This window comes from Sulfitobacter sabulilitoris (assembly GCF_005887615.1).
Lineage (GTDB): Bacteria > Pseudomonadota > Alphaproteobacteria > Rhodobacterales > Rhodobacteraceae > Sulfitobacter_E > Sulfitobacter_E sabulilitoris.
In genome coordinates, this window is record NZ_VANS01000001.1 from 1,623,639 (window position 1) to 1,643,265 (window position 19,627).

The 19,627-nt window shown below is 64.8% G+C and carries 22 protein-coding genes and 1 tRNA gene; 12 read left to right on the forward strand and 11 right to left on the reverse strand.

Annotated features, from left to right (window positions below; all coding sequences use genetic code 11):
- Positions 1-12 precede the first annotated feature (12 nt).
- The gene (locus FDT80_RS07750; protein ID WP_138661604.1) at positions 13-639 is read left to right on the forward strand and encodes a nucleoside/nucleotide kinase family protein; all 627 of its coding nucleotides are present in this window, start codon (positions 13-15) and stop codon (positions 637-639) included.
- Between the two features lie 96 nt (positions 640-735).
- Here the strand turns inward: FDT80_RS07750 and FDT80_RS07755 are convergent, their stop codons facing one another.
- The 3 genes from FDT80_RS07755 to FDT80_RS07765 all read right to left on the reverse strand — a co-directional run bounded on the left by FDT80_RS07755 (position 736) and on the right by FDT80_RS07765 (position 3,648).
- Positions 736-2,343, reverse strand: a complete 1,608-nt coding sequence (locus FDT80_RS07755) for a tetratricopeptide repeat protein (RefSeq protein ID WP_170311811.1) — start codon at positions 2,341-2,343, stop codon at positions 736-738.
- A gap of 646 nt (positions 2,344-2,989) precedes the next feature.
- A tRNA-Thr gene (locus tag FDT80_RS07760) sits at positions 2,990-3,065 on the reverse strand.
- Positions 3,066-3,399: 334 nt separating this feature from the next.
- Positions 3,400-3,648 carry an accessory factor UbiK family protein gene (locus tag FDT80_RS07765; protein ID WP_138661606.1) on the reverse strand — a complete coding sequence of 83 codons (249 nt, stop codon included), beginning with the start codon at positions 3,646-3,648 and terminating at the stop codon, positions 3,400-3,402.
- A 93-nt stretch (positions 3,649-3,741) separates the two neighbouring features.
- On the opposite strand from FDT80_RS07765, the gene lgt reads away from it, so the two are divergent.
- From lgt to FDT80_RS07785, 5 genes are all read left to right on the forward strand, one after another.
- Positions 3,742-4,632 (forward strand): prolipoprotein diacylglyceryl transferase, encoded by an 891-nt coding sequence (gene lgt, locus FDT80_RS07770; RefSeq protein WP_138661607.1) that lies wholly within the window; start codon positions 3,742-3,744, stop codon positions 4,630-4,632.
- Positions 4,629-5,687: a class I SAM-dependent methyltransferase gene (locus FDT80_RS07775; protein ID WP_138661608.1), complete on the forward strand. Its 1,059-nt coding sequence runs from the start codon at positions 4,629-4,631 to the stop codon at positions 5,685-5,687. The genes lgt and FDT80_RS07775 overlap by 4 nt, the downstream gene beginning before the upstream one ends.
- Complete coding sequence (gene pgeF / locus FDT80_RS07780) at positions 5,684-6,439, forward strand: peptidoglycan editing factor PgeF (RefSeq protein ID WP_138661609.1); 756 nt, start codon at positions 5,684-5,686, stop codon at positions 6,437-6,439. The genes FDT80_RS07775 and pgeF overlap by 4 nt, the downstream gene beginning before the upstream one ends.
- A gap of 303 nt (positions 6,440-6,742) precedes the next feature.
- Entirely contained in the window at positions 6,743-6,886 is a 144-nt protein-coding gene (locus FDT80_RS18855; RefSeq protein ID WP_170311812.1) for a hypothetical protein, read from the forward strand.
- A 308-nt stretch (positions 6,887-7,194) separates the two neighbouring features.
- Complete coding sequence (locus FDT80_RS07785) at positions 7,195-8,010, forward strand: Hint domain-containing protein (protein ID WP_246039894.1); 816 nt, start codon at positions 7,195-7,197, stop codon at positions 8,008-8,010.
- Between the two features lie 6 nt (positions 8,011-8,016).
- On the opposite strand, the gene FDT80_RS07790 is transcribed toward FDT80_RS07785, so the two are convergent.
- On the reverse strand, positions 8,017-8,517 hold the full coding sequence (locus tag FDT80_RS07790; RefSeq protein ID WP_138661610.1) for an Lrp/AsnC family transcriptional regulator: 501 nt from the start codon (positions 8,515-8,517) through the stop codon (positions 8,017-8,019).
- A gap of 222 nt (positions 8,518-8,739) precedes the next feature.
- Here FDT80_RS07790 and trxB point away from each other — a divergent pair, with 222 nt between their 5' ends.
- Positions 8,740-9,750 carry a thioredoxin-disulfide reductase gene (trxB, locus tag FDT80_RS07795; RefSeq protein WP_138661611.1) on the forward strand — a complete coding sequence of 337 codons (1,011 nt, stop codon included), beginning with the start codon at positions 8,740-8,742 and terminating at the stop codon, positions 9,748-9,750.
- Positions 9,751-9,969: 219 nt separating this feature from the next.
- Positions 9,970-11,691, forward strand: coding sequence for a bifunctional sulfate adenylyltransferase/adenylylsulfate kinase (locus FDT80_RS07800; RefSeq protein ID WP_138661612.1), 1,722 nt, complete (start codon positions 9,970-9,972; stop codon positions 11,689-11,691).
- Between the two features lie 17 nt (positions 11,692-11,708).
- On the opposite strand, the gene FDT80_RS07805 is transcribed toward FDT80_RS07800, so the two are convergent.
- The 4 genes from FDT80_RS07805 to FDT80_RS07820 form a co-directional block, all read right to left on the reverse strand.
- The gene (locus FDT80_RS07805) at positions 11,709-12,569 is read right to left on the reverse strand and encodes a glycosyltransferase family 10 domain-containing protein (RefSeq protein ID WP_138661613.1); all 861 of its coding nucleotides are present in this window, start codon (positions 12,567-12,569) and stop codon (positions 11,709-11,711) included.
- 34 nt (positions 12,570-12,603) lie between these two features.
- Positions 12,604-13,479 carry a PhzF family phenazine biosynthesis protein gene (locus tag FDT80_RS07810; RefSeq protein ID WP_138661614.1) on the reverse strand — a complete coding sequence of 292 codons (876 nt, stop codon included), beginning with the start codon at positions 13,477-13,479 and terminating at the stop codon, positions 12,604-12,606.
- Positions 13,480-13,591: 112 nt separating this feature from the next.
- The gene (locus tag FDT80_RS07815; protein WP_138661615.1) at positions 13,592-13,816 is read right to left on the reverse strand and encodes a DUF1150 family protein; all 225 of its coding nucleotides are present in this window, start codon (positions 13,814-13,816) and stop codon (positions 13,592-13,594) included.
- 3 nt (positions 13,817-13,819) lie between these two features.
- Positions 13,820-14,233 (reverse strand): Hsp20 family protein, encoded by a 414-nt coding sequence (locus FDT80_RS07820; protein WP_138661616.1) that lies wholly within the window; start codon positions 14,231-14,233, stop codon positions 13,820-13,822.
- Between the two features lie 163 nt (positions 14,234-14,396).
- On the opposite strand from FDT80_RS07820, the gene FDT80_RS07825 reads away from it, so the two are divergent.
- The 3 genes from FDT80_RS07825 to FDT80_RS07835 all read left to right on the forward strand — a co-directional run bounded on the left by FDT80_RS07825 (position 14,397) and on the right by FDT80_RS07835 (position 16,255).
- Entirely contained in the window at positions 14,397-14,621 is a 225-nt protein-coding gene (locus tag FDT80_RS07825; protein WP_138661617.1) for a YdcH family protein, read from the forward strand.
- An 85-nt stretch (positions 14,622-14,706) separates the two neighbouring features.
- Entirely contained in the window at positions 14,707-15,195 is a 489-nt protein-coding gene (gene purE / locus FDT80_RS07830; RefSeq protein ID WP_138661618.1) for a 5-(carboxyamino)imidazole ribonucleotide mutase, read from the forward strand.
- On the forward strand, positions 15,188-16,255 hold the full coding sequence (locus tag FDT80_RS07835; RefSeq protein WP_138661619.1) for a 5-(carboxyamino)imidazole ribonucleotide synthase: 1,068 nt from the start codon (positions 15,188-15,190) through the stop codon (positions 16,253-16,255). Before purE ends, FDT80_RS07835 begins: the two co-directional genes overlap by 8 nt.
- Positions 16,256-16,305: 50 nt before the next feature.
- On the opposite strand, the gene FDT80_RS07840 is transcribed toward FDT80_RS07835, so the two are convergent.
- Both FDT80_RS07840 and FDT80_RS07845 read right to left on the reverse strand, forming a co-directional pair.
- Positions 16,306-17,448 carry an alpha-D-ribose 1-methylphosphonate 5-triphosphate diphosphatase gene (locus FDT80_RS07840; protein ID WP_138661620.1) on the reverse strand — a complete coding sequence of 381 codons (1,143 nt, stop codon included), beginning with the start codon at positions 17,446-17,448 and terminating at the stop codon, positions 16,306-16,308.
- Positions 17,435-18,256 (reverse strand): alpha/beta hydrolase, encoded by an 822-nt coding sequence (locus tag FDT80_RS07845; protein ID WP_138661621.1) that lies wholly within the window; start codon positions 18,254-18,256, stop codon positions 17,435-17,437. Before FDT80_RS07845 ends, FDT80_RS07840 begins: the two co-directional genes overlap by 14 nt.
- A 72-nt stretch (positions 18,257-18,328) precedes the next feature.
- Here FDT80_RS07845 and FDT80_RS07850 point away from each other — a divergent pair, with 72 nt between their 5' ends.
- Positions 18,329-18,784: an NUDIX domain-containing protein gene (locus FDT80_RS07850; protein WP_138661622.1), complete on the forward strand. Its 456-nt coding sequence runs from the start codon at positions 18,329-18,331 to the stop codon at positions 18,782-18,784.
- Here FDT80_RS07850 and FDT80_RS07855 read toward each other — a convergent pair.
- Positions 18,732-19,598, reverse strand: a complete 867-nt coding sequence (locus tag FDT80_RS07855) for a DMT family transporter (RefSeq protein WP_138661623.1) — start codon at positions 19,596-19,598, stop codon at positions 18,732-18,734. The genes FDT80_RS07850 and FDT80_RS07855 overlap by 53 nt on opposite strands.
- Positions 19,599-19,627: the final 29 nt, after the last annotated feature.

A 19,627-nucleotide genomic window follows, 5' to 3' on the forward strand; every position in this document is an offset into this window, starting at 1 on the left:
ACGGGACGCCAGGTGGATATCGCGGCGCTCGCACGGACGATCAGGGATGTTCCCCTTGCCGGGACGCGCAGGCTGGTGGCGTTGGCGGGGCCGCCTGCCAGCGGCAAGTCCACGCTTGCCCACGATCTAGCCGGGCAGGACAGCGGCTTTCGCGTGGTGCCGATGGACGGCTTTCACCTCGACAATGCCGTCTTGAGGGAGCGCGGCCTGCTGCACCGCAAAGGCGCGCCCGAGACATTCGACGTGCAGGGCTTTGTGCACCTGGTGCGGCGCCTGACCACCGAAGATGAAATCATCTTTCCCAGCTTCGACCGCGTGTCGGACCGCGCCATCGCGGGCACGGGCGTCATTGGCCCAGATACCGATACCGTGATCGTCGAAGGCAATTACCTTTTGCTGGACCGCCCCGCGTGGCGCGATCTTGCGCCGCTCTGGACCTTTGCCATCACCCTGTCCGTGCCGCTGCCGATACTGGAATCCCGCCTGATCCGGCGCTGGGTGGATCATGGTTTTTCCCCCGACGCCGCGCGGCGCAAGGCCGAAGAAAACGATCTGCCCAACGCCCGGCTCGTGGCCGAGGCCTCCCTGCCCGGCGATGTCGTGCTGGGCACGGACAGCCTGGACACCGCGGGCGCGTGAGCCTGTGGCGCGGCAGGCCGCGACCGGACCGGCGCGCCTGCGAAGCCTGGGATCACCGACGGCACGGGCATCGCCATGCGGCGCCGGGCAGACGGCTCAGCCGTCTTTTGGAATGATGGCCTCGAAGCCGCGCAGCACCTCAAGATACTCCGGGTCGTGGTCCCACGCGGGCAACCCTTCCAGCAGCGTTTCCGTCGACAGGCCCGGATGCGCCGCAAGCCATTTCCGGCCCGCCTCGATCGCCCGCTCCCGTTCGCCCATCAGCCAAAGGGTTCCGAACAGCATCCTGTAGGCCCAGTGCGCTTTCGGCGCGGCGCGCAGCCCCTTTTCGATCAGCGCCACCGCCTCTTCGTAGCGCCTCAGCGTCCGCACCGCGGCCGAACGCCCGAAATCCATGTTGAACAGGAACGGATCCAGCGGGCTCAGCTCCTCCGACCTGTCGAAATGGGCGATCCCTTCTTCCGGGCGGCCCAGATAAACCGCAACCCATCCCAATCGAAGCCAACCCCAGGCATTGTTCGGGTCAAGGTCGAGGGCGCGGCGCGCCAGGTCTTCCGACGTTCGGAAATCCTTGAGGGCCAGCGCCGAAGCCGCACTGAGCGCCGTAAGCGTGGCTGGATGATCCTGCGCCCTGGGCAGCGCCCGGTCGAAGGCCGCCCGGCTCGCGGCACGCGCCTTGTCCGGGGGACGCGACCACAGGTAGCAACAGTCATGTGCATGGCACCAGGCCTTCATCGCCAGCGCATACGCCGAATCCGGGTCCTTGGCGACGCCACTGTCCAGAAGCGCCAGCGCCCTGCGGTTCTCTGCCGGGTCATGCACCCAGAAGTGCGGCAGCGCGGTCAGAACAAGGTCATAGGCGCTGCGGATTTCCGGCGGATGCCGTCTGGCACGCAGAATTTCGGCCGCGCGCAGATTGGGCGAAAGCTGGCCCGCCACATGCGCCGCGATACGGTCCTGAAGGTCGAACAGATCGTCCAGACGGTCGTCGAACCGCGCAGACCAACGGGTATGCCCGTCGGCTCCGCTGACAAGCTGAACCGAAATCCGCACACGTTCGCCCACGCGCCGAACCGACCCCTTCAGCAGGTAACTCGCCCCCAACCGCTCGGCGATGTCCGGCACGGACAGCGCGTCGCCCTTCAGCATGAATGCGGATTGCCGCGCGATCACGTCGAAATCCCTGTTCCGGCTCAATGCCCCGGTGATCTCCTCAACGATCCCGTCGGCAAACATATCCGCCTCGCCCACGCCGATTTCCTTGAACGGCAGGACCGCCAGTGCCGGTTGCCCATCGCGCCGCACCCGCATGTCGGGCGTGGGCGCGGTCGTCTCTTGCCGGCGCGCCCTCAACCAATCTTCGAATCCCTCGGACCCAAGATCGAACCCCTCCAGAAACGCCCCCTGCCCTTTTTGGATCTCGACCGCCCCGGCATCGAGCCAGACGCACTGCCGGTCGGCCCCGACCGTTTCCCCGAGCGACTTGCGCAGAACCGAGAGTTCCTGACGCAGGGACGCCCGCGCCTGCGTCTCGCTCCGGTCGGACCACAACAGATCAGCCAGTGCGCCCCGCTCCGCCCGCATCCCCGTCTGGCACGAGAGATACGCCAACAGCGCCTGCGCGCGGCGGCTTAGGCCATCAAGCCTTGCGCCGCCATGCTCGGCGCGGAAGGGACCTGAGAGATGCAAGACAAGATGCGGCATATGGCGTCTGGCGGGCTCGAATTCGCGTTTTTTTGCGCAGTTTGACGACGATTTGACGAAAGTATTGCACGCCTCGGCCCACGGCGCAGCCTGGAATTTACGCTGGCCTGACGCGGCCAGGTGAAACTGGATGCATCGAAACACCTGCCATGGAGACATCCAATGACCCACATCCTCACCCTTTCCCGCCTCGGCCTGACCCGCTCCTTCGCCATGGCCTTGCACGCCCTGCGGGAACGTCGCCGCATGTCGGCAGATGCAAGGCACCTTGACGCTCTGCCGCGGGACCGCCTCGACGATATGGGGATCGCCCCCCGCACCGAGGCCAACCGGCGACATAGCGGGCAGCCCGCCCGCATGCCCCGCCCCCCGATCTGGTAAGGCGGCGCTCACTTGGCACAACGCCAAGCCCCGATCGGGATCCGGACGATCGCGTGCCGCGACCGGCACGCTTGACCCTCGTGCCGCGAGCGCCCGCGATCCGAGGGAACAAACAGAGGCGCAACACGTCCTTGGGGGATGCGACGACTGAAGTAGAACCCCCGTCTTTGACGAAGGTGACCTTGGGTGAAATGGCCTCCGACACGGCCCGCGGCTCCAAGCAGTCGCTAAAGCTGGCGTGAAACCAAGGTGTTACCTGAAGAAGTGGTGCCGCTGAAGGGACTCGAACCCCCGACCCCATCATTACGAATGACGTGCTCTACCAGCTGAGCTACAGCGGCATCCTTCTTTCGCGCGGCTTGGGTCCGGTGCCGCCCATTCCGACGGATCGCCCGCACCCGGCGAAACCCGCCATCCGGTGCAAACTGCCCCCAAGACCCGCGCATCACGCGTTGCATCACAAGGGCCCCAAGGAACGGCACACGAGATTTTCGAAGTCCGCGCGTGCGGCTCAAATATCAATGCGTGGCGGCGATCTCAAGCCCCTTTGAACGCGACTGAGCCTGTCCATTGCCGGTAGCGCAAAGCGCCGTCACGGGGGTAGCACAAGGCTCCCACCCCGCATTTCCGGGTGCACAGTCAATCATGTCGTGGCGCGTCAGCGCCGCTTTTGGATCAGCCCTTGGTGCCAGCCTCAAGCTTGTCCAGCCTGGCTTTCAGCGCCTTGTTCTCTTCGCTGGCTTTCTGAGCCATCGCGCGCACGGCGTCGAACTCCTCGCGGGTGACGAAATCGCGATCTGCCAGCCAGCGGTCCATCAGGCCCTTCATCGCTGTCTCGGCTTCTTCGCGCGCGCCCTGCGCCACGCCCATCGCATTGGTCATGATCTGCGAAAGATCGTCGAAAATCTTGTTGCGGCTTTGCATCTGTCATCTCCGTTTGGGGTCGGGTCTTATATGGGCCGCAAACCGCGCTGCTGCAAGGTTGACTTCCCGCGGCAGGCGGGGTCAATCAGGCGCATGACAGCCATGATCCGCTTCCCCGATATCTCTCCCGACATCTTTTCAATCTCGATCTTCGGGTTCGATATTGCCCTGCGTTGGTATGCGCTGGCCTATATCGTGGGGATCCTGCTGGGCTGGCGGCTGGTGGCGATGGCCGTCAAGACCCCGCGCCTGTGGCGGCACGACGCGCCCGTCATGACCACGCGGCAGCTCGAAGACCTGCTGACATGGGTGATTCTGGGCATCATTCTGGGCGGGCGCCTCGGGTACGTGCTGTTTTACCGGCCCGATTACTTTGCCCAGAATCCCGGCGAAATCCTGATGCTGTGGCAGGGCGGCATGTCGTTTCACGGGGGCCTGCTGGGGGTGATGCTGGCCGCGCTGGTCTTTACGCTGCGCCACCGGATTCCGCGGATCGGGGCGGCGGATGCGCTGGCGCTGGGTGTCCCGCCGGGGTTGCTGCTGGGGCGGATCGCCAATTTCATCAACGCCGAACTGTGGGGGCGGCCCACCGATCTGCCGTGGGGTGTCGCCTTTCCCACGCAGGCGGCGCAGTTCTGTCCCGATGTCGCGGGCATCTGCGCGCGACACCCCTCGCAACTTTACGAGGCCGCGCTCGAAGGGCTGCTGCTGGGCGGTGTCCTGATCTGGCAGGTCTGGCGGCGCGGCGCGTTGAAACGGCCCGGTCTGATCGCGGGGCTGTTTTTTGCCGGCTACGGTCTGGCGCGATTCGTGGTCGAATTCGTGCGCCAGCCCGACGCGCAATTCATCGGCCCCGGCAATCCGCTCGGGCTTGCGTGGCACATCGGCGGCTATGGCCTGACAATGGGTCAGATCCTGTCGCTGCCGATGATCGTGCTGGGGGCCGCCCTGATCGCCTGGGCGCGACGGCGGCGCGTTCGATGACCCTGCGCGCCGAACTTGTGGCGCGCATCTCCGCGCAGGGACCGCTGAGCGTGGCGGACTACATGGCGGACTGCCTGCTGCATCCGATCCACGGCTATTACACCACGCGCGATCCGTTTGGCGCGACCGGCGATTTCATAACCGCGCCGGAAATCAGCCAGATGTTCGGCGAACTGATCGGCCTGTCGCTGGCGCAGGCGTGGATCGACCAGGGTCGTCCGACCCCCTTTACCCTGGCGGAACCGGGCCCCGGCCGCGGAACCCTGATGGCCGACATCCTGCGCGCCACCCAAGCCGTACCCGGCTTTCACGAGGCCGCGCGCCTGCACCTGATAGAGCCGTCCCCGACGCTTGCGGCCCGCCAGCGCGAAACACTGGGCGACACCCGCGCGACCTGGGTCCAGGGCGTGGGCGATTTACCGCATCAGCCGCTGTTTCTGGTCGCGAACGAATTTTTCGACGCCCTGCCCCTGCGCCAGTTCGTGCGCAGCGGCACGCAGTGGCGCGAACGGCAGGTCGGCGTCGCGCAGGGCGAATTGCGGTTCGGGCTTGGCCCCGCTTCGCCCCAGCCTGCCCTGGCGCATCGGCTGGCCGATACCGACGAGGGCGACATCGTCGAATACGCCCCCGCTCTGGCGCCCATCACCGCCGAAATCGGCGACCGGATCGAACGATCGGGCGGTGCTGCACTGATCATCGACTATGGCGACTGGCGCAGCCGGGGCGACACGCTGCAAGCGGTCATGGCACATGAAACCGTCGATCCGCTGGCCACACCCGGCCAGGCCGACCTGACCGCGCATGTCGATTTCGAAGCCCTGACACTGGCCACGCCCAGCGCCTTTAGCAGGGTCACGCCGCAGGGCGTATTTCTGGAACGTCTGGGCATCACCGCGCGCGCGCAAGCCTTGGCAAAACCGCTGACCGGCGAGGCGCTCGCGGCGCATGTCGCCGCACATCGGCGCTTGACGCACCCCGATGAAATGGGGACCCTGTTCAAAGTGCTGGGGCTCTACCCGTCTGCCGCTGCCCCCCCGCCGGGACTTTCTCGATGACGTTGGAAATTTTGACCAGTGACCGACTGCACCCGCTCCGGCACGGGTTTTTCACGCGGCGTGGCGGCGCCTCCTCGGGGGTGTTTTCGGGTCTCAACTGCGGCACGGGCAGCACCGATCTTTCGGAAATCGTGTCGATCAACCGTGCACGGGCGGCCGCGGCGATCGGGATCCCGCCCGACCACCTGATCGGCGTGCACCAGGTTCATTCCGCCGGTGTCATCACCGTGGATGGCCCGCTGGAAGATAGACCGCGCGCCGATGCGATGGTGACCAATACGCCGGGGCTGGCGCTGTCGGTTCTGACCGCCGATTGCCAGCCTGTACTGCTGGCCGACGCGGATGCGGGTGTCATCGGCGCGGCGCATGCGGGATGGCGCGGAACGCTGGACGGGGTGCTGGACGCCACTCTGGACGCGATGGCCGCGCTGGGGGCCGCGCGCGAAAACACCATCGCCGTGATCGGGCCCACGATCAGCCAGGCCACCTACGAGGTCGGACCGGAGTTCTTCGACACCTTCATGGCACAAGACGATGCCTATGCCCGGTTCTTCGCGAACGGAACCGGCGACCGTCTGCATTTCGACCTGCCCGGCTTTGGCCTGTTCCGGCTGCGCGAAGCAGGCGTGGGCCACGCCGAATGGATCCGCCACTGTACCTACAGCGACGCGCAGCGCTTCTTCTCCTACAGGCGCAGCGTGCATTCCAAGGAAGCAGACTACGGTCGCCTGATCTCGGCGATCGTGCTGTAGCGCCGCAGGGGACGCGGCCAAAACCGTCCAATTCGGGCAGGAATTTGGCCAAACCGGCCCCGCGATTGCCCCAATCCACGGAAACAATATTGCTGAATTCGCGGGATTGGCCACGCACCTGCGCTGAAACCCCATAAAAATATGGGCCTGCGTGATTAGGGCCAGGCGACCACAAATGACGCATCGCGCCGCAACACTTTTTTCAGTTTTTTGATCAATCGCCCCAAACCGGCCCGATTGCTCTGTCAGTTTGATCCTCAAGCAAAGGCAAGCGCCCACAGCACAGGATCAGGAGAGCACGCCATGAAAACCAACACACGCTTCATCAAGTCGATCACTGAAACCGCCGCCAAGTCGGACACCGTGATGCCCTGGGCGCGCGGTACGCGCCGCGCCGCATTCATCGCCAAGCGCAAGAGCCTGTCCGAGACCCGCAAGTCGGCCTGACCGCCGCGCCAAGACCCCCCCAGCCGGAATCCCTTCCCGGCCCAAGGTCTGCCAGTCGTTGATTCGACAGGCAGGCCTTTTTTATGCCGCATGATTGTGGCGGCATGCCCGCTTTTGCCGAAACAAATTGTAGAAAAACCGCGTCATTGGTTCGAATGACGCGTCAAACGCGCACGAATCTTTGACAGTGAGGCATCTTTTGGGCGACCGTGGCCACATCCAAGACAGGAAAGAGCGCAAATATGTCCTTTCCGTGTTCGTCGGTGGGGGCCGACACGGGATGTGACCAACCTTGAAAAGGTGATCGCATGACTGCCACGACCACACTCTCCGCCCGGACCCACCCCGCGAACGCACGCCGTCGCATCTCGGCGTCCGACCCCTATCGCAGTGGCGCCATGCGCCCCGCGCAGACGGCCCAGGCCGCGCCGAAGATCGGTGTGCGCAGCTATGAAATCGCGGCCCTGCGCGAGGATGGCAGCCTGTTCATCGGTCAGCAGCGTGCGCCCGCCATGCCTCTGTTCGAATCCGCCTATTCCGCGTTTGCACGCGGATCGGTCATTCAGACCACCCAGGGCCCGGTCGCCATCGAAGACCTGCAACCGGGCGACCGCGTCGCGACCGCCGATGGTCGGGACGCCGATGTGGTCTGGATCGGGTCCAGCACCTTCGTACCCGCCGATGCCGGCAAGCGGACCCCGCTCTACCGGATCATGGCCGACAGTTTTGGCCCGTCGCGCCCGTCGCTGTTTCTGACCGTCGGGCCGGGCGCGCGCATCCTGAAAACGCCACCCCACTTGCGCGCCGAGACCAACGGCGCACCGATGCTGACGCCGGTCCGCGACTTCGTCGATGGTGTGAACGTGATCGAAGTCGTTCCGCCGACGCCCGTCCGCCTGTTCCATCTGTGCCTGTCGCGCCATGCGGCGATCATCGCGGGCGGGCTCGAGATGGAGAGCTTTCACCCCGGCCCCAACGCGACCAAGACGGTCTCGCACGGAATGCGCGATCTGTTTCTGTCGATGTTTCCACAGGTCGCGCACATATCGGACTTCGGCCCGCTGGCCTATCCGCGTGCGCCGGAAAGCGGCGGCGCCGAGGCAAGTGCCGCGTCGATGGCCTGACGACGGTCAGGCGCTCGTCTGCAACCGCGCTTCGAGCACGTCGAACGGCACACCGGGGTCGTCCTTGGCCCCCCGGATGACAAGCGACGTCTTGACGCTGGCCACATTCGGCGTGGTCAGCAAATGACCTGTCAGGAAGCTCTGAAAACTGCTCAGGTCGGGGGCCACGCATTTGAGGATGAAATCGACCTCGCCGTTGAGCATGTGGCATTCACGCACCAGCGGCCAGGCGCGGCATCGCTCCTCGAATGCGCTCAGATCGCTTTCGGCCTGGCTGGCAAGCCCGACCATCGCAAAGACCTGTACCTCGAACCCCAGTTCGCGGGCGTCCACGTCGGCGTGATATCCCTTGATCAGCCCCGCGTCTTCCAACGTGCGCACCCGGCGCAGGCAGGGCGGCGCCGAAATGCCGACACGCTTGGCCAACTCAACGTTGGTCATGCGCCCGTCAGCCTGCAATTCGGCCAGAATTTTGCGATCGATTGGATCCAGTCGTGCACCGGCCATAAATTCCCCCTGAATTTGCGGTTCTTATAGCACCGCCAATGTTGTGCGCAATATTGTTTCACGCTTGCGCAAGATTCTTTCCAACAGATCGGCGCACCTGGTCTGCGCGACCCGGCCACGGCACACCAATGGCATGCACGGCGCGCCGATTTACGGGGTTTAAGCGGGCCGCGCGCATCGTTATATCGGTCGGGCCGCACACCAACACATCGGGGATTTATCATGGCCGAGACACGTCACACAAAGGTTCTGATCATCGGCTCCGGCCCGGCGGGATACACGGCCGGTGTCTATGCCAGCCGCGCCATGCTCGAGCCCATTCTGGTGCAGGGCATCGAACCGGGCGGTCAGCTTACCACGACGACCGAGGTCGAAAACTGGCCCGGCGACAGCGAGGTCCAGGGCCCCGACCTGATGATCCGCATGGAAGCGCACGCGAAAGCGATGGGAACCGAGATCATCGGCGACATCATCACCGATCTGGACCTGTCCAGGCGCCCCTTTACCGCAAAGGGTGACAGCGGCACCACCTATGTCGCCGACGCCGTGATCCTGGCCACCGGGGCACGCGCCAAATGGCTGGGCCTCGAGTCGGAAGAGAAGTTCAAGGGCTTCGGCGTCAGCGCCTGTGCAACCTGCGACGGGTTTTTCTATCGCGGCCAGGAAATCGTCGTGGTGGGCGGCGGCAACACCGCCGTCGAAGAGGCGCTGTTTCTGACCAACTTCGCCTCGAAGGTGACGCTGATCCATCGCCGCGACGAATTGCGCGCCGAAAAGATCCTGATCGACCGCTTGATGAAGAACCCCAAGATCGAACCGCTGTGGTTTCACGAACTGGCCGAAGTCTACGGAACAGACACACCGCCGGGTGTCGAAGGGGTCAAGGTTCGCCACGTCAAGACCGGCGAGATCACCGACATTCCCGCCAAGGGCGTGTTCATCGCCATCGGTCACGCCCCCGCCAACGAACTGGTCAAGGACGTGCTCGAGACGCATATGGGCGGCTACGTTGTCACCAAGCCCGACAGCACCGAAACCTCCATCCCCGGCGTGTTCGCCGCGGGCGATCTGACCGACCACAAGTACCGCCAGGCAGTCACATCCGCCGGCATGGGTTGCATGGCCGCGCTCGAGGCGGAACGGTTTCTGGCCGAAGTGGGCGACGATGCGGGCAAGGACACTTCCCTTCCGCTGGGCTATGGCGCCGAAGTCAGCGAAAGCGCGGCAGAGTAACGGGCAACGCCCCGGTCGCGCGGCAAGCAGATCCGCGGCCGGAACTCTGGAGCGCGGATCGGGGTGATGCGCGGATGCCTGTCCCGTGCGAAGCATTCGTGCCGCAACTCCGTTCCAATCTGCCCTTGCCGGGCACACGGGTGCTTGAAAACGCCCGTTTTTGCGCGTTTAAGGCCAGAAAATCCGACACGGCCGAAATTTGAACAGCGAAAGACCGACATGCAAACGCCAAACCTCGCTCCCATTCCCGAACTCTATGTGTCCTACGATTCGGCGCAGAAGCTGAAAGTCGAAGCGGCCCAATTGATCAGTCACGATCTGACGCCGCGCCAGATCTGCGATCTGGAATTGTTGATGAACGGCGGGTTCAACCCGCTCAAGGGGTTCCTGTCGGAAGAGGATTATAACGGCGTCGTCAACGACATGCGCCTGTCGGATGGCGCGCTCTGGCCGATGCCGATCACACTGGATGTGTCCGAAGATTTTTCCGAAAAGCTCGAGATCGGTCAGGATATCGCCCTGCGCGACCAGGAAGGCGTGATCCTGGCCACCATGACCGTGACCGATCGCTGGACGCCGGACAAGGCGCATGAGGCCAAAATGGTTTTTGGCGCTGACGACGATGCGCACCCGGCGGTCAACTACCTGCACAATCAGGCGGGCAAAGTGTATCTTGGCGGCCCGATCACCGGTATCCAGCAGCCCGTGCACTACGATTTCCGCGCGCGCCGCGACACGCCCAACGAATTGCGCGCGTTCTTCCGCAAGGTGGGCTGGCGGCGCGTGGTGGCTTTCCAGACGCGCAACCCGCTGCATCGCGCGCATCAGGAGCTGACCTTTCGCGCGGCGCGCGAGGCCCAGGCCAACCTGCTCATTCACCCCGTCGTCGGCATGACCAAACCCGGTGACGTCGATCACTTCACCCGCGTGCGCTGCTACGAAGCGGTGCTCGACAAATATCCCGCCGCCACCACGTCGATGTCGCTGCTGAACCTTGCGATGCGCATGGCCGGCCCGCGCGAGGCGGTGTGGCACGGGCTCATTCGCCGCAACCACGGCTGCACCCATTTCATCGTCGGTCGCGATCACGCGGGCCCCGGCAAGAATTCCGCCGGCGAGGATTTCTACGGCCCCTATGACGCGCAGGACCTGTTCCGCGAGCATCAGGCGGAAATGGGCATCGAAATGGTCGATTTCAAACACATGGTCTATGTGCAGGAACGTGCCCAATACGAGCCCAACGACGAGATAGAGGACAAGGACAACGTCACGATCCTCAACATCTCGGGCACCGAATTGCGCCGCCGCCTGCAAGAGGGCCTGGAAATTCCCGAGTGGTTTTCGTTCCCCGAGGTGGTGGCCGAGTTGCGCCGCACCCGCCCGCCGCGCAGCCGCCAGGGCTTTACCGTCTTTTTCACCGGTTTCTCGGGTTCGGGCAAATCCACCATCGCCAACGCGCTGATGGTCAAGCTGATGGAAATGGGCGGTCGTCCCGTGACGCTGCTTGATGGCGACATCGTGCGCAAGAACCTCAGCTCCGAGTTGGGCTTTTCCAAGGAACACCGCGATCTGAACATCCGTCGCATCGGCTATGTCGCCAGCGAGATCACCAAGAACGGCGGCATCGCCATCTGTGCGCCCATTGCGCCCTATGCCACCACGCGCCGTGCGGTCCGCGAGGACGTGGAAAGCTTTGGCGCGTTCGTGGAAATCCATGTGGCGACCAGCATCGAGGAATGCGAACGCCGCGACCGCAAGGGTCTCTACAAGCTGGCGCGCGAGGGCAAGATCAAGGAATTCACGGGCATTTCAGACCCTTATGACGTGCCCAAGGATCCCGAGCTGAGCCTGGACACGGAAAATGTCGATGTCGACAACTGTGCCCACCAAGTCCTGCTCAAACTTGAATCCATGGGCCTGATCAGCGCCAACGTGATCTGAGCGCGGCGCCGCTGGCCCTAAAGGCTGGCGGCAAGCGTTTCCGCCGCGCGGCGGTGCAGGTCGATCCACTGCACCGCCTGCGCCTTGGCCGCCTGCAAGGCACCCTGCCGGGTGTCGTAATCGGCCTGCGATGTCTGCGCGATCGCCGCCAGCACCTCGCTTGCACTGGTGCAGATCATCAACCCGCTGTCCTCCACGAAATCCCCGATATTTGGACAGCCCCAATAGATCGGCACCGTGTCGCACAACAGCGCATCCATCAGCTTTTCGGTGAAATAATTGCGCTCGCGCACGTTCTCGATCACCACCGAATAGCGATAGGGCGCCAACCCGTCGGACTTGTTCGCGAAGGGGGCATAGCCGCGCCCGAGGATATCGACATCGAGTTCCTGCGCTTTGATCCGCTCCACCAGGTCATGGCGCAACACATGCCCCACCTGATCGCGCTTGGCGCTGGCGATCAGCGAGACGCCCTTTGACTTGGTCGTGTCGAGGGTCGCGTGATCCGGCACCCATGTCGTGCCGTAGGGCAGGAAAAGCCCGTTGGGAATATCCGCCAGCAATGCCTCGTTATAGCTCAGCACACGGAAAAACCGCCGATGCGTCCAACGCAACAGTTTGAGGTGGCGACCGTGGATGATCGAAGGTTCGACAAGCATCATGCTGACCCTGGCCGCGATGCCGAAGCGGGGCTGATAATGCATCGCCGTCTTGGGGTACACGATCAGGTGATCCTGCGCCGTCAGATCCGCTACCGTGCCCTGCGCGAGCCGTGCAGGCCGCCCCATCGGCCAGTCCAGATCGTCCAGCGGTCTCGACGCCAGTTTCGGCCCCAGCCGCCCCCCGTAAGGCAGAATAGCGATTGCAGGCTCGGTCATGGCACGCTCCGTGGTTTGAGGGCTGATAGCGCGATCAGCCGGGCATGAAAACCTTGCCCGACATCACCAACGCTCCTTGTCCCGCGACCCTGACACCGGTGATCGCGTCGCGCGGCCCCAGCACTTCGACCTCGGCCCGGCCCGGTCGTCCCATCGCGTGGCCCTGCTCGGCCACGAACCGGGGCGCATCGATCAGGCCCTGGGCCCAGAGGAAGGCCGCCATCGCGCCGGTGGCCGACCCGGTAAAGGGATCCTCGGCCGGGCTCGGCGGCGCCATCAAAAGCCTTGCATAGGTCCGGCCCGTCTGCGTCGCTCCGTCCAGCGTGACCCAGAACGGTTCCATCATGTCATCGGCGGATTGGCCAAGCGCGGCGCAATAGCGGCCCAGCGCATCCAGATCCAGCCGCGCGCGCAGCAGGGCGTCGCGATCGCGCAGCACGGTAATGCAGAACGGCAGCCCCGTGGACACGATCCGGGGCGTGGCAATGATGTCCGCAGGTTCCAGCCCGCCGACGGCGGCGACCAGTTCCTTGGCGACCTCGGAACCGAACACCGGTGCGATCTGGGTCATGGTCACGGACGTGCCCCGCACCTCGGCGGCGATGATCCCGGCCTGCGTCTCTATGCGTAGCGGGCCGTCGGCGATCATGCCGCGGTGGCGCAGCGCGACGATGGTCGCGACCGTTGGGTGCCCCGCAAAGGGGATTTCACGGCTGGCCAGGAAATACCGCACCCGCACATCCGCCACATCGGAGGGGCCGGTAAAGGTGCATTCCACCAGCGCCGTTTCCCGCACGTAGGCCATGCAGGTGTCATCGGGCAATACCGCACCGCCATGCACCACCGCGCAGCCGTTGCCGCCAAAGGCGCTGTCGGTGAAAGCATCCACCCAGTCAAACTCAAAGCTCATCGGTCGGTCCCCACTCCGCGCAGCAAAAAGGCCGCAGAACACTGCGGCCTTGCTCGGAATATCAGCCTAGCGGGTCGCCACCGCGCGTCAATAGCGCCCGGCACAGGGGTGCCTAGTGTACCGGCACCGGCGCATAGTCGTTCTCGATCGCCAGCCGGAATGCGAGCTTGCGATCCGCCACCAGCGCGAGCTGCTGGCCCTCGGCGTCATGCACCGCATAAAGATGATCGAGCCCGTCCGCCTGATCGCGTACTTCGCGCGGCAGGTCGGTCACGTCGATGGTCTTCACGTAAACGATCCGGTTGTCGGTGTCGGGTGTCTGGGAGGATGTCTGCATCGGTTACCCTTTCTTGATGTTGATCGTCTGGACGACAGTCTGCGGCTTGGCGCGTGTCAGATCCACGTGCAGCAGGCCGTTTTCCATCACGGCTTCGCCCACATCGACCCCGTCCGCGAGGACGAAGGATCGCTGAAACTGCCGTGCCGCGATTCCGCGGTGCAGGAACACGCGCGTGTCTGGCGTGTCCGATTGACGGCCACGAATGACCAGTTGTCTGTCCTCAACCGTGATCGACAGGTCTTGTTCCGCAAATCCCGCCACGGCCAGCGTGATGCGGTAGGAGAAATCCGATGTCTGTTCAATGTTGAAAGGCGGATACCCTTCGTTGCCGGTCTTCGCGGTGCGCTCCAGCAACCGCTCCAGTTGTTCGAACCCCAGCATGTGAGGATACGACCCAAGCGTCATTTTCGTCATCAAGCACGTCCTTATCAGTCAAGCGACAGTCCTTTGCGGCCCCGCTTTCGGCAACCGCGTACGGTAAATATGGGGCGCAACCCCGCCTCTCGCAAGGGCTATGCGGAATCAACATGACCGCCTATGTTGCAGTTCAACCTGTCTGACGGAATCATCGCCCCCAATGAACGCCTCTGCCGATCTGTCGATGAAAACGGATGATGTTCTGCGGGTGGAACTCGAAGTGTTCCGCCGCGAACACCGCGATCTCGATGATGCCATTCACGCGCTGGCCGAAAAGGGCACCGCCGATCAGCTTACGATGCAACGCCTGAAGAAACGTAAACTGCGTCTCAAGGACATCATCGCCCGGATCGAAGACCGCCTGACGCCTGATATCATCGCCTAGAAAGCCCGGATCAGACGCTCCATTGCGCCCCCGTCCGCCTTGGCTATAGTGCGCGCTCATTCCACAGGGCGCAAAGGGGCACCTGATGAGCACACCGACCGTTGGCCTGATCATGGGCAGCCAGTCCGACTGGGCGACGATGAAACCCGCCGCCGACATCATGGACGAGCTGGGCATCGCCTTCGAGACGCGAATCGTCTCGGCGCATCGCACTCCAGACCGGCTTTGGGACTATGGCAGGACCGCCGTGGACCGTGGTCTGCGGGTCATCATCGCGGGGGCGGGCGGGGCGGCGCACCTGCCCGGCATGATGGCCTCCAAAACGCGGGTGCCGGTGATCGGCGTGCCGGTGCAGACGCGCGCGCTTTCGGGGGTCGATTCGCTTTATTCGATCCTACAGATGCCGCGCGGATACCCCGTGGCGACAATGGCCATCGGGGCGGCAGGCGCCGCCAACGCAGGGCTGATGGCCGCCGCCATCCTCGCCCTGCACGACACCGGCCTGGCCGGGCGCCTCGATGCGTGGCGCGCGGCCCTCTCCGCCTCCATCCCGCAGGAGCCTGTCGATGACTGATCCCCTGCCCAACGGCGCCACCATCGGCATCCTTGGCGGCGGGCAACTGGGCCGCATGCTGTCGGTTGCCGCCGCACGCCTCGGGTTCCGCTGCCATATCTTCGAGCCGGGCGCGCACCCGCCGGCCGGCGACGTCGCCCATGCCGTGACCACCGCGGCCTATGATGACGCGGGCGCGCTGACCGCCTTCGCACGCAGCGTGGATGTGGTGACCTTCGAGTTTGAAAACATCCCCACCACGGCACTGGACCTGATCGAAGCGAATACCCCCATCCGACCCAACCGCGAGGCGCTTCGGATAAGCCAGGACCGCCTCACCGAAAAGCAGTTCCTGCAAGGTCTGGGCCTCGCGGTCGCACCCTTTGCCGACGTGCCCGACGCCGCCGCGCTCGATGCCGCATTGGCGCAGGTGGGCACGCCGGCGATCCTGAAAACCCGGCGCTTCGGCTATGACGGCAAAGGACAAGCGCGCCTGACGTCGCCGAATGACGCCACGCAGGCGCTGTCCGAGATGAACGCCAATCCCGCCGTGCTCGAGGGCTTCGTCGATTTCACCCGTGAAATCAGCGTGATCGCCGCGCGCGGCGCCGATGGCGGCGTGGCCTGCTTCGATCCTGGCGAAAACATCCACCGGGACGGCATTCTGCACACCACCACCGTGCCCGCGCATATCTCTGCCGCTCAGCGGACAGATGCGGTTTTGCTGGCCGCCAAAATCCTCTCTGCCCTCGACTATGTCGGCGTGATGGGCGTGGAACTCTTCGTGACGCCGCAGGGTCTTGTCGTTAACGAAATCGCCCCCCGTGTGCACAATTCCGGTCACTGGACGCAGAATGGCTGCGCCGTGGACCAGTTCGAACAGCACATCCGCGCGGTCGCAGGCTGGCCCTTGGGCGACGGACAGCGCCATGCCGATGTCGTGATGGAAAATCTGATCGGCGACGACATGTCCCGCGTGCCCGACCTCGCCCGCGCGCCCGACACCGCCCTGCACCTCTATGGCAAGGCCGAAATCAAACCCGGCCGCAAGATGGGCCACGTCAACCGCATCACGCGCTGATCCCTGCTTCTTTGGGTCAAAAATACTCCCGCCGGAGGCGGACTGCCCCCTCAGCCCATGAACCGGTCGGCGACGGCGCCAGAGAGATAGCCAAACCGCCCGCCGCTCATCGTGGCGGCGACGCGCCCGGTGCGCGCCTCCAGAATCACCAGGTCGGCGCGCTTGCCCGGGCTCAATTCGCCCCTGTCGGCAAGCCCCAGCACCCGTGCAGGCCCCGACGAGACAAGCGCCCAGGCCCCGGCCAGGTCAAGCAGGCCACTGCCCTCCAGCAACAGCGCCGCGCGCCGCGGGCTCGGGTAGTGGTAATCGGACGCCAACGCATCGCAGAACCCCATCGCAATCAGGTCCAGCGCACTGGCGTTGCCGTTGTGCGACCCTCCCCGCACCACGTTGGGCGCCCCGAGAACAACGGCGTCCCCCCGGGCGCGCGCCGCCTCCGCGGCGTCCACCGTCTCGGGGAACTCCGCCACGTGCACGCCACGACGGTGCCACTCATCGCGCGTCTCCGGGTGGCGGTCGTCATGGCTGCCCATCGTCACGCCCTGCCCGGCCAGCACCCCGCACAACCGATCCAGCGCGGCCGGCACATCGCCGCTCCGGCCATGCAGCGCAAGCATCTGCGCGAAATGCGCGTCCGGATTGCGCCCCGCCTTCAGCGCCTGCCCAACCAGCCGCGGCGGCCTGCGCCCCTCGGCCAGCCGGTCATGCGGCAGGTGATCGTTGAACACCACGTAAGTCAGGCCCCAATCCGCGATCCGCTGCGGCAGGTCGCCGTAAAGCTCCAGCAGATGCGTCTCGAACCGCAATTGCGCCCGCAGGTCGGTCACCAGATCGGGCGCGGTGTCCCTGATCGCCGACAGCACCTTGTCGCCAAACTCAAGCCCCCGCAGGCCGCCCTCCCAGCTGATGAATTGCGCCAGAACACCCGTCGTGATGCCGTTGGCCGACAGCTCTGCCTCGGCGGCGATCAGCCCTTCCGCGACCTGCTTCATCGCCCCGCGCCGCGGCGCCAGGTGTCGCTCGAACCCGTCGCCATGCAGATCCACGATGCCCGGCAGAACCCGGTAGCCGCGCAAATCGACCGGACGGCCCACCGCGTCTTCGACGACGAGTCCGTCAGCCAGCGACAGGCGCCCGGGGTGCAGACCCTCCGGTCCCAGCACCTCCGCTCCGATCAGGTCAAGGTCGGGCATCGTCCGGCCCCAACCCGGGCACACAGTCCCCGTTGGGACAGCCCAATGTCTCAAGCACCGCGTCCATCCAGCTCATCGAGCGGTCGAAGTTGCCGTGTTTGAGATAATGCACCACCTGCGCGATCACGCGCGGGTTGTTCATCATGAAGGTATGCGTGACCGGGAGCACGATGTGATCCAGCATCCCCTCCACCCTGGTCGAGGCGACGGACACCTTGCCGTCGTCCGGCCCCGGCAGGATCGACGAAAAATAAGGGTTCAGCGACCGGTCCCCCGCAATGATCCCCAGGTCGAAATCAACCGGCGGCAAACGGTTCGGCAGATCCTCGCTGCCGGTGCCAAGCTGCGCGCCCGCCGGGCCGTTGATCCAGTCAAAGACCTCGATATCGTCCAGTGCATCCACGACTTCGCTGCCGTGGTTGGGCGGGGCCAGCATGACCACCCGCCCGATCCGGTCGGGCTTGGTGTCAGCCGCCCATTGCCGCACCAGGATGCCACCCATCGAATGGGTGACGAAATCGACCTTGCCCTTCGACCCGCAGGCCGCCACCGCATCCGGCAGGGTCCGGCGGACAAGCTCCGCCACCGGCGCTTCGGTCGAAGGGTAGCCGGGGCGCACCACGCGGTATCCCTCGGCTTCCAGCGCGGCCTCCATCAGGGCAAAGGACGTCTCTGTGCGCGCCAGACCGTGCAGCAAAACCACACATCCAGCCTCTTGCTTCGCGGCGCTCTGCGCGCGCGGATGGATCACGCCCAAGGCGACGACGAAGCCGGCACAGACCAGCGCAAGGGTAACAATGTGTTTCATCACCCTTGAGATAGGGCCAATTCCCCCGCTACAAAAGCGTTACCTCACATCACATCGGATGAAAGCGGACCCATGCCAGTCAAAAGCCCTCGCATCGCCGTGCGCGCCATCATCGTGCACGAGGAGCGGTTGCTTCTGGTCAATGCCTGGCCCAAGGGGCGCAGCAGTTTGCTTTGCGCGCCGGGTGGCGGTGCGGAGCCGGGAGCGTCACTGCCGCAAAATCTGGCGCGCGAGGTGCACGAGGAAACCGGACTGACGATCAGCGTGGGGCTGCCCTGCCTGATAAACGAATTCCACGATCCACGCTCCGGCTTTCATCAGATCGAGGTCTTCTTTCGCTGTGCGCTGACCGGAAGCGCGACGATATCGCCGGACTGGAAAGATCCCGAACACGTGGTCACCGAGCATCACTGGGTCACGCGGGCGGACATGGCGCGGCTGAATGTCAAACCCGACGCCCTGTCCGACGTTGCCTTCAATCTTGACGCCGCGCTGCGGTACGACCCGCTGGAAGCGGTCGCGCACTGACCGCCCAACCGATGCCGCCCAGCACCAGCACCGCGGCCGCGATCACGATCGCGCCGGGTCTTTCGCCCAGCACAAGCGCGCCGCCCAGGATGGCGAGGATCGGAACGCTGAGCTGCACGATCGCGGCAACGCTCTGTTCAAGGCGCGGCAGGACGGAATACCACAGCGCATACCCCAACCCCGAAGTCAGCCCGCCGCTGACCACGGCCAGCGCCACACCGGTCGGTCGCACCTCGAGCGCGGGACCGATCAGCAGGATCGCCAGAACCGGCAGACACAGGATGAAGTTGGCGGCGGTGGCGGCCGTCGGGTCGGCCGATTGTCGCCCGGCGATCGTATAGGCCGCCCACCCCAGTCCGGCCAGCACCATCAGCCCCGCACCCAGCGGATCGGCCTGACCGCCCGGCCCCGGCCAAAGCGCCAGCAGCAAGCCGCAGAACGCCACCCCCGCGCCCGCGATCTGCCGTGCCGTCGGGCCGGCGCCCGACCATGCCGCATGGGCGAACATCGTCATCTGGACCACTCCGAACAGGATAAGCGCACCCAGACCGGCATCGAGGGTAAGATAGGCCAGCGAGAACCCGATCATATAGGCCGCAAGGCTCAGCGCGCCGGTGATCCGCGCGCGGCGCAACAGCGGCAGTTGCCCGCCCTTGACCGTCATCACCATGCCAAGAACGACGGCGCCTGACAGAACGCGGATCATAGCAAAGCCGGACGGATCGATATGCCCGCCGTCAATCGCCATCCGGGTCAGGACCGAATTCGCCGCAAAGGCGAGCATTGTCACAAAGGTCAAAAGGAAAAGCCGCATGAAATGAGGGCTTAGCGTCATGCGGACCT

Coding starts and splice junctions, on each gene's coding strand:
- FDT80_RS07755 (WP_170311811.1), bottom strand. CDS start 2,343: ATGCCGCATCTTGTCTTGCATCTCTCAGGTCCCTTCCGCGCCGAGCAT.
- FDT80_RS07765 (WP_138661606.1), bottom strand. CDS start 3,648: ATGCAAAGCCGCAACAAGATTTTCGACGATCTTTCGCAGATCATGACC.
- lgt (WP_138661607.1), top strand. CDS start 3,742: ATGACAGCCATGATCCGCTTCCCCGATATCTCTCCCGACATCTTTTCA.
- FDT80_RS07775 (WP_138661608.1), top strand. CDS start 4,629: ATGACCCTGCGCGCCGAACTTGTGGCGCGCATCTCCGCGCAGGGACCG.
- pgeF (WP_138661609.1), top strand. CDS start 5,684: ATGACGTTGGAAATTTTGACCAGTGACCGACTGCACCCGCTCCGGCAC.
- FDT80_RS18855 (WP_170311812.1), top strand. CDS start 6,743: ATGAAAACCAACACACGCTTCATCAAGTCGATCACTGAAACCGCCGCC.
- FDT80_RS07785 (WP_246039894.1), top strand. CDS start 7,195: ATGACTGCCACGACCACACTCTCCGCCCGGACCCACCCCGCGAACGCA.
- FDT80_RS07790 (WP_138661610.1), bottom strand. CDS start 8,517: ATGGCCGGTGCACGACTGGATCCAATCGATCGCAAAATTCTGGCCGAA.
- trxB (WP_138661611.1), top strand. CDS start 8,740: ATGGCCGAGACACGTCACACAAAGGTTCTGATCATCGGCTCCGGCCCG.
- FDT80_RS07800 (WP_138661612.1), top strand. CDS start 9,970: ATGCAAACGCCAAACCTCGCTCCCATTCCCGAACTCTATGTGTCCTAC.
- FDT80_RS07805 (WP_138661613.1), bottom strand. CDS start 12,569: ATGACCGAGCCTGCAATCGCTATTCTGCCTTACGGGGGGCGGCTGGGG.
- FDT80_RS07810 (WP_138661614.1), bottom strand. CDS start 13,479: ATGAGCTTTGAGTTTGACTGGGTGGATGCTTTCACCGACAGCGCCTTT.
- FDT80_RS07815 (WP_138661615.1), bottom strand. CDS start 13,816: ATGCAGACATCCTCCCAGACACCCGACACCGACAACCGGATCGTTTAC.
- FDT80_RS07820 (WP_138661616.1), bottom strand. CDS start 14,233: ATGACGAAAATGACGCTTGGGTCGTATCCTCACATGCTGGGGTTCGAA.
- FDT80_RS07825 (WP_138661617.1), top strand. CDS start 14,397: ATGAACGCCTCTGCCGATCTGTCGATGAAAACGGATGATGTTCTGCGG.
- purE (WP_138661618.1), top strand. CDS start 14,707: ATGAGCACACCGACCGTTGGCCTGATCATGGGCAGCCAGTCCGACTGG.
- FDT80_RS07835 (WP_138661619.1), top strand. CDS start 15,188: ATGACTGATCCCCTGCCCAACGGCGCCACCATCGGCATCCTTGGCGGC.
- FDT80_RS07840 (WP_138661620.1), bottom strand. CDS start 17,448: ATGCCCGACCTTGACCTGATCGGAGCGGAGGTGCTGGGACCGGAGGGT.
- FDT80_RS07845 (WP_138661621.1), bottom strand. CDS start 18,256: ATGAAACACATTGTTACCCTTGCGCTGGTCTGTGCCGGCTTCGTCGTC.
- FDT80_RS07850 (WP_138661622.1), top strand. CDS start 18,329: ATGCCAGTCAAAAGCCCTCGCATCGCCGTGCGCGCCATCATCGTGCAC.
- FDT80_RS07855 (WP_138661623.1), bottom strand. CDS start 19,598: ATGCGGCTTTTCCTTTTGACCTTTGTGACAATGCTCGCCTTTGCGGCG.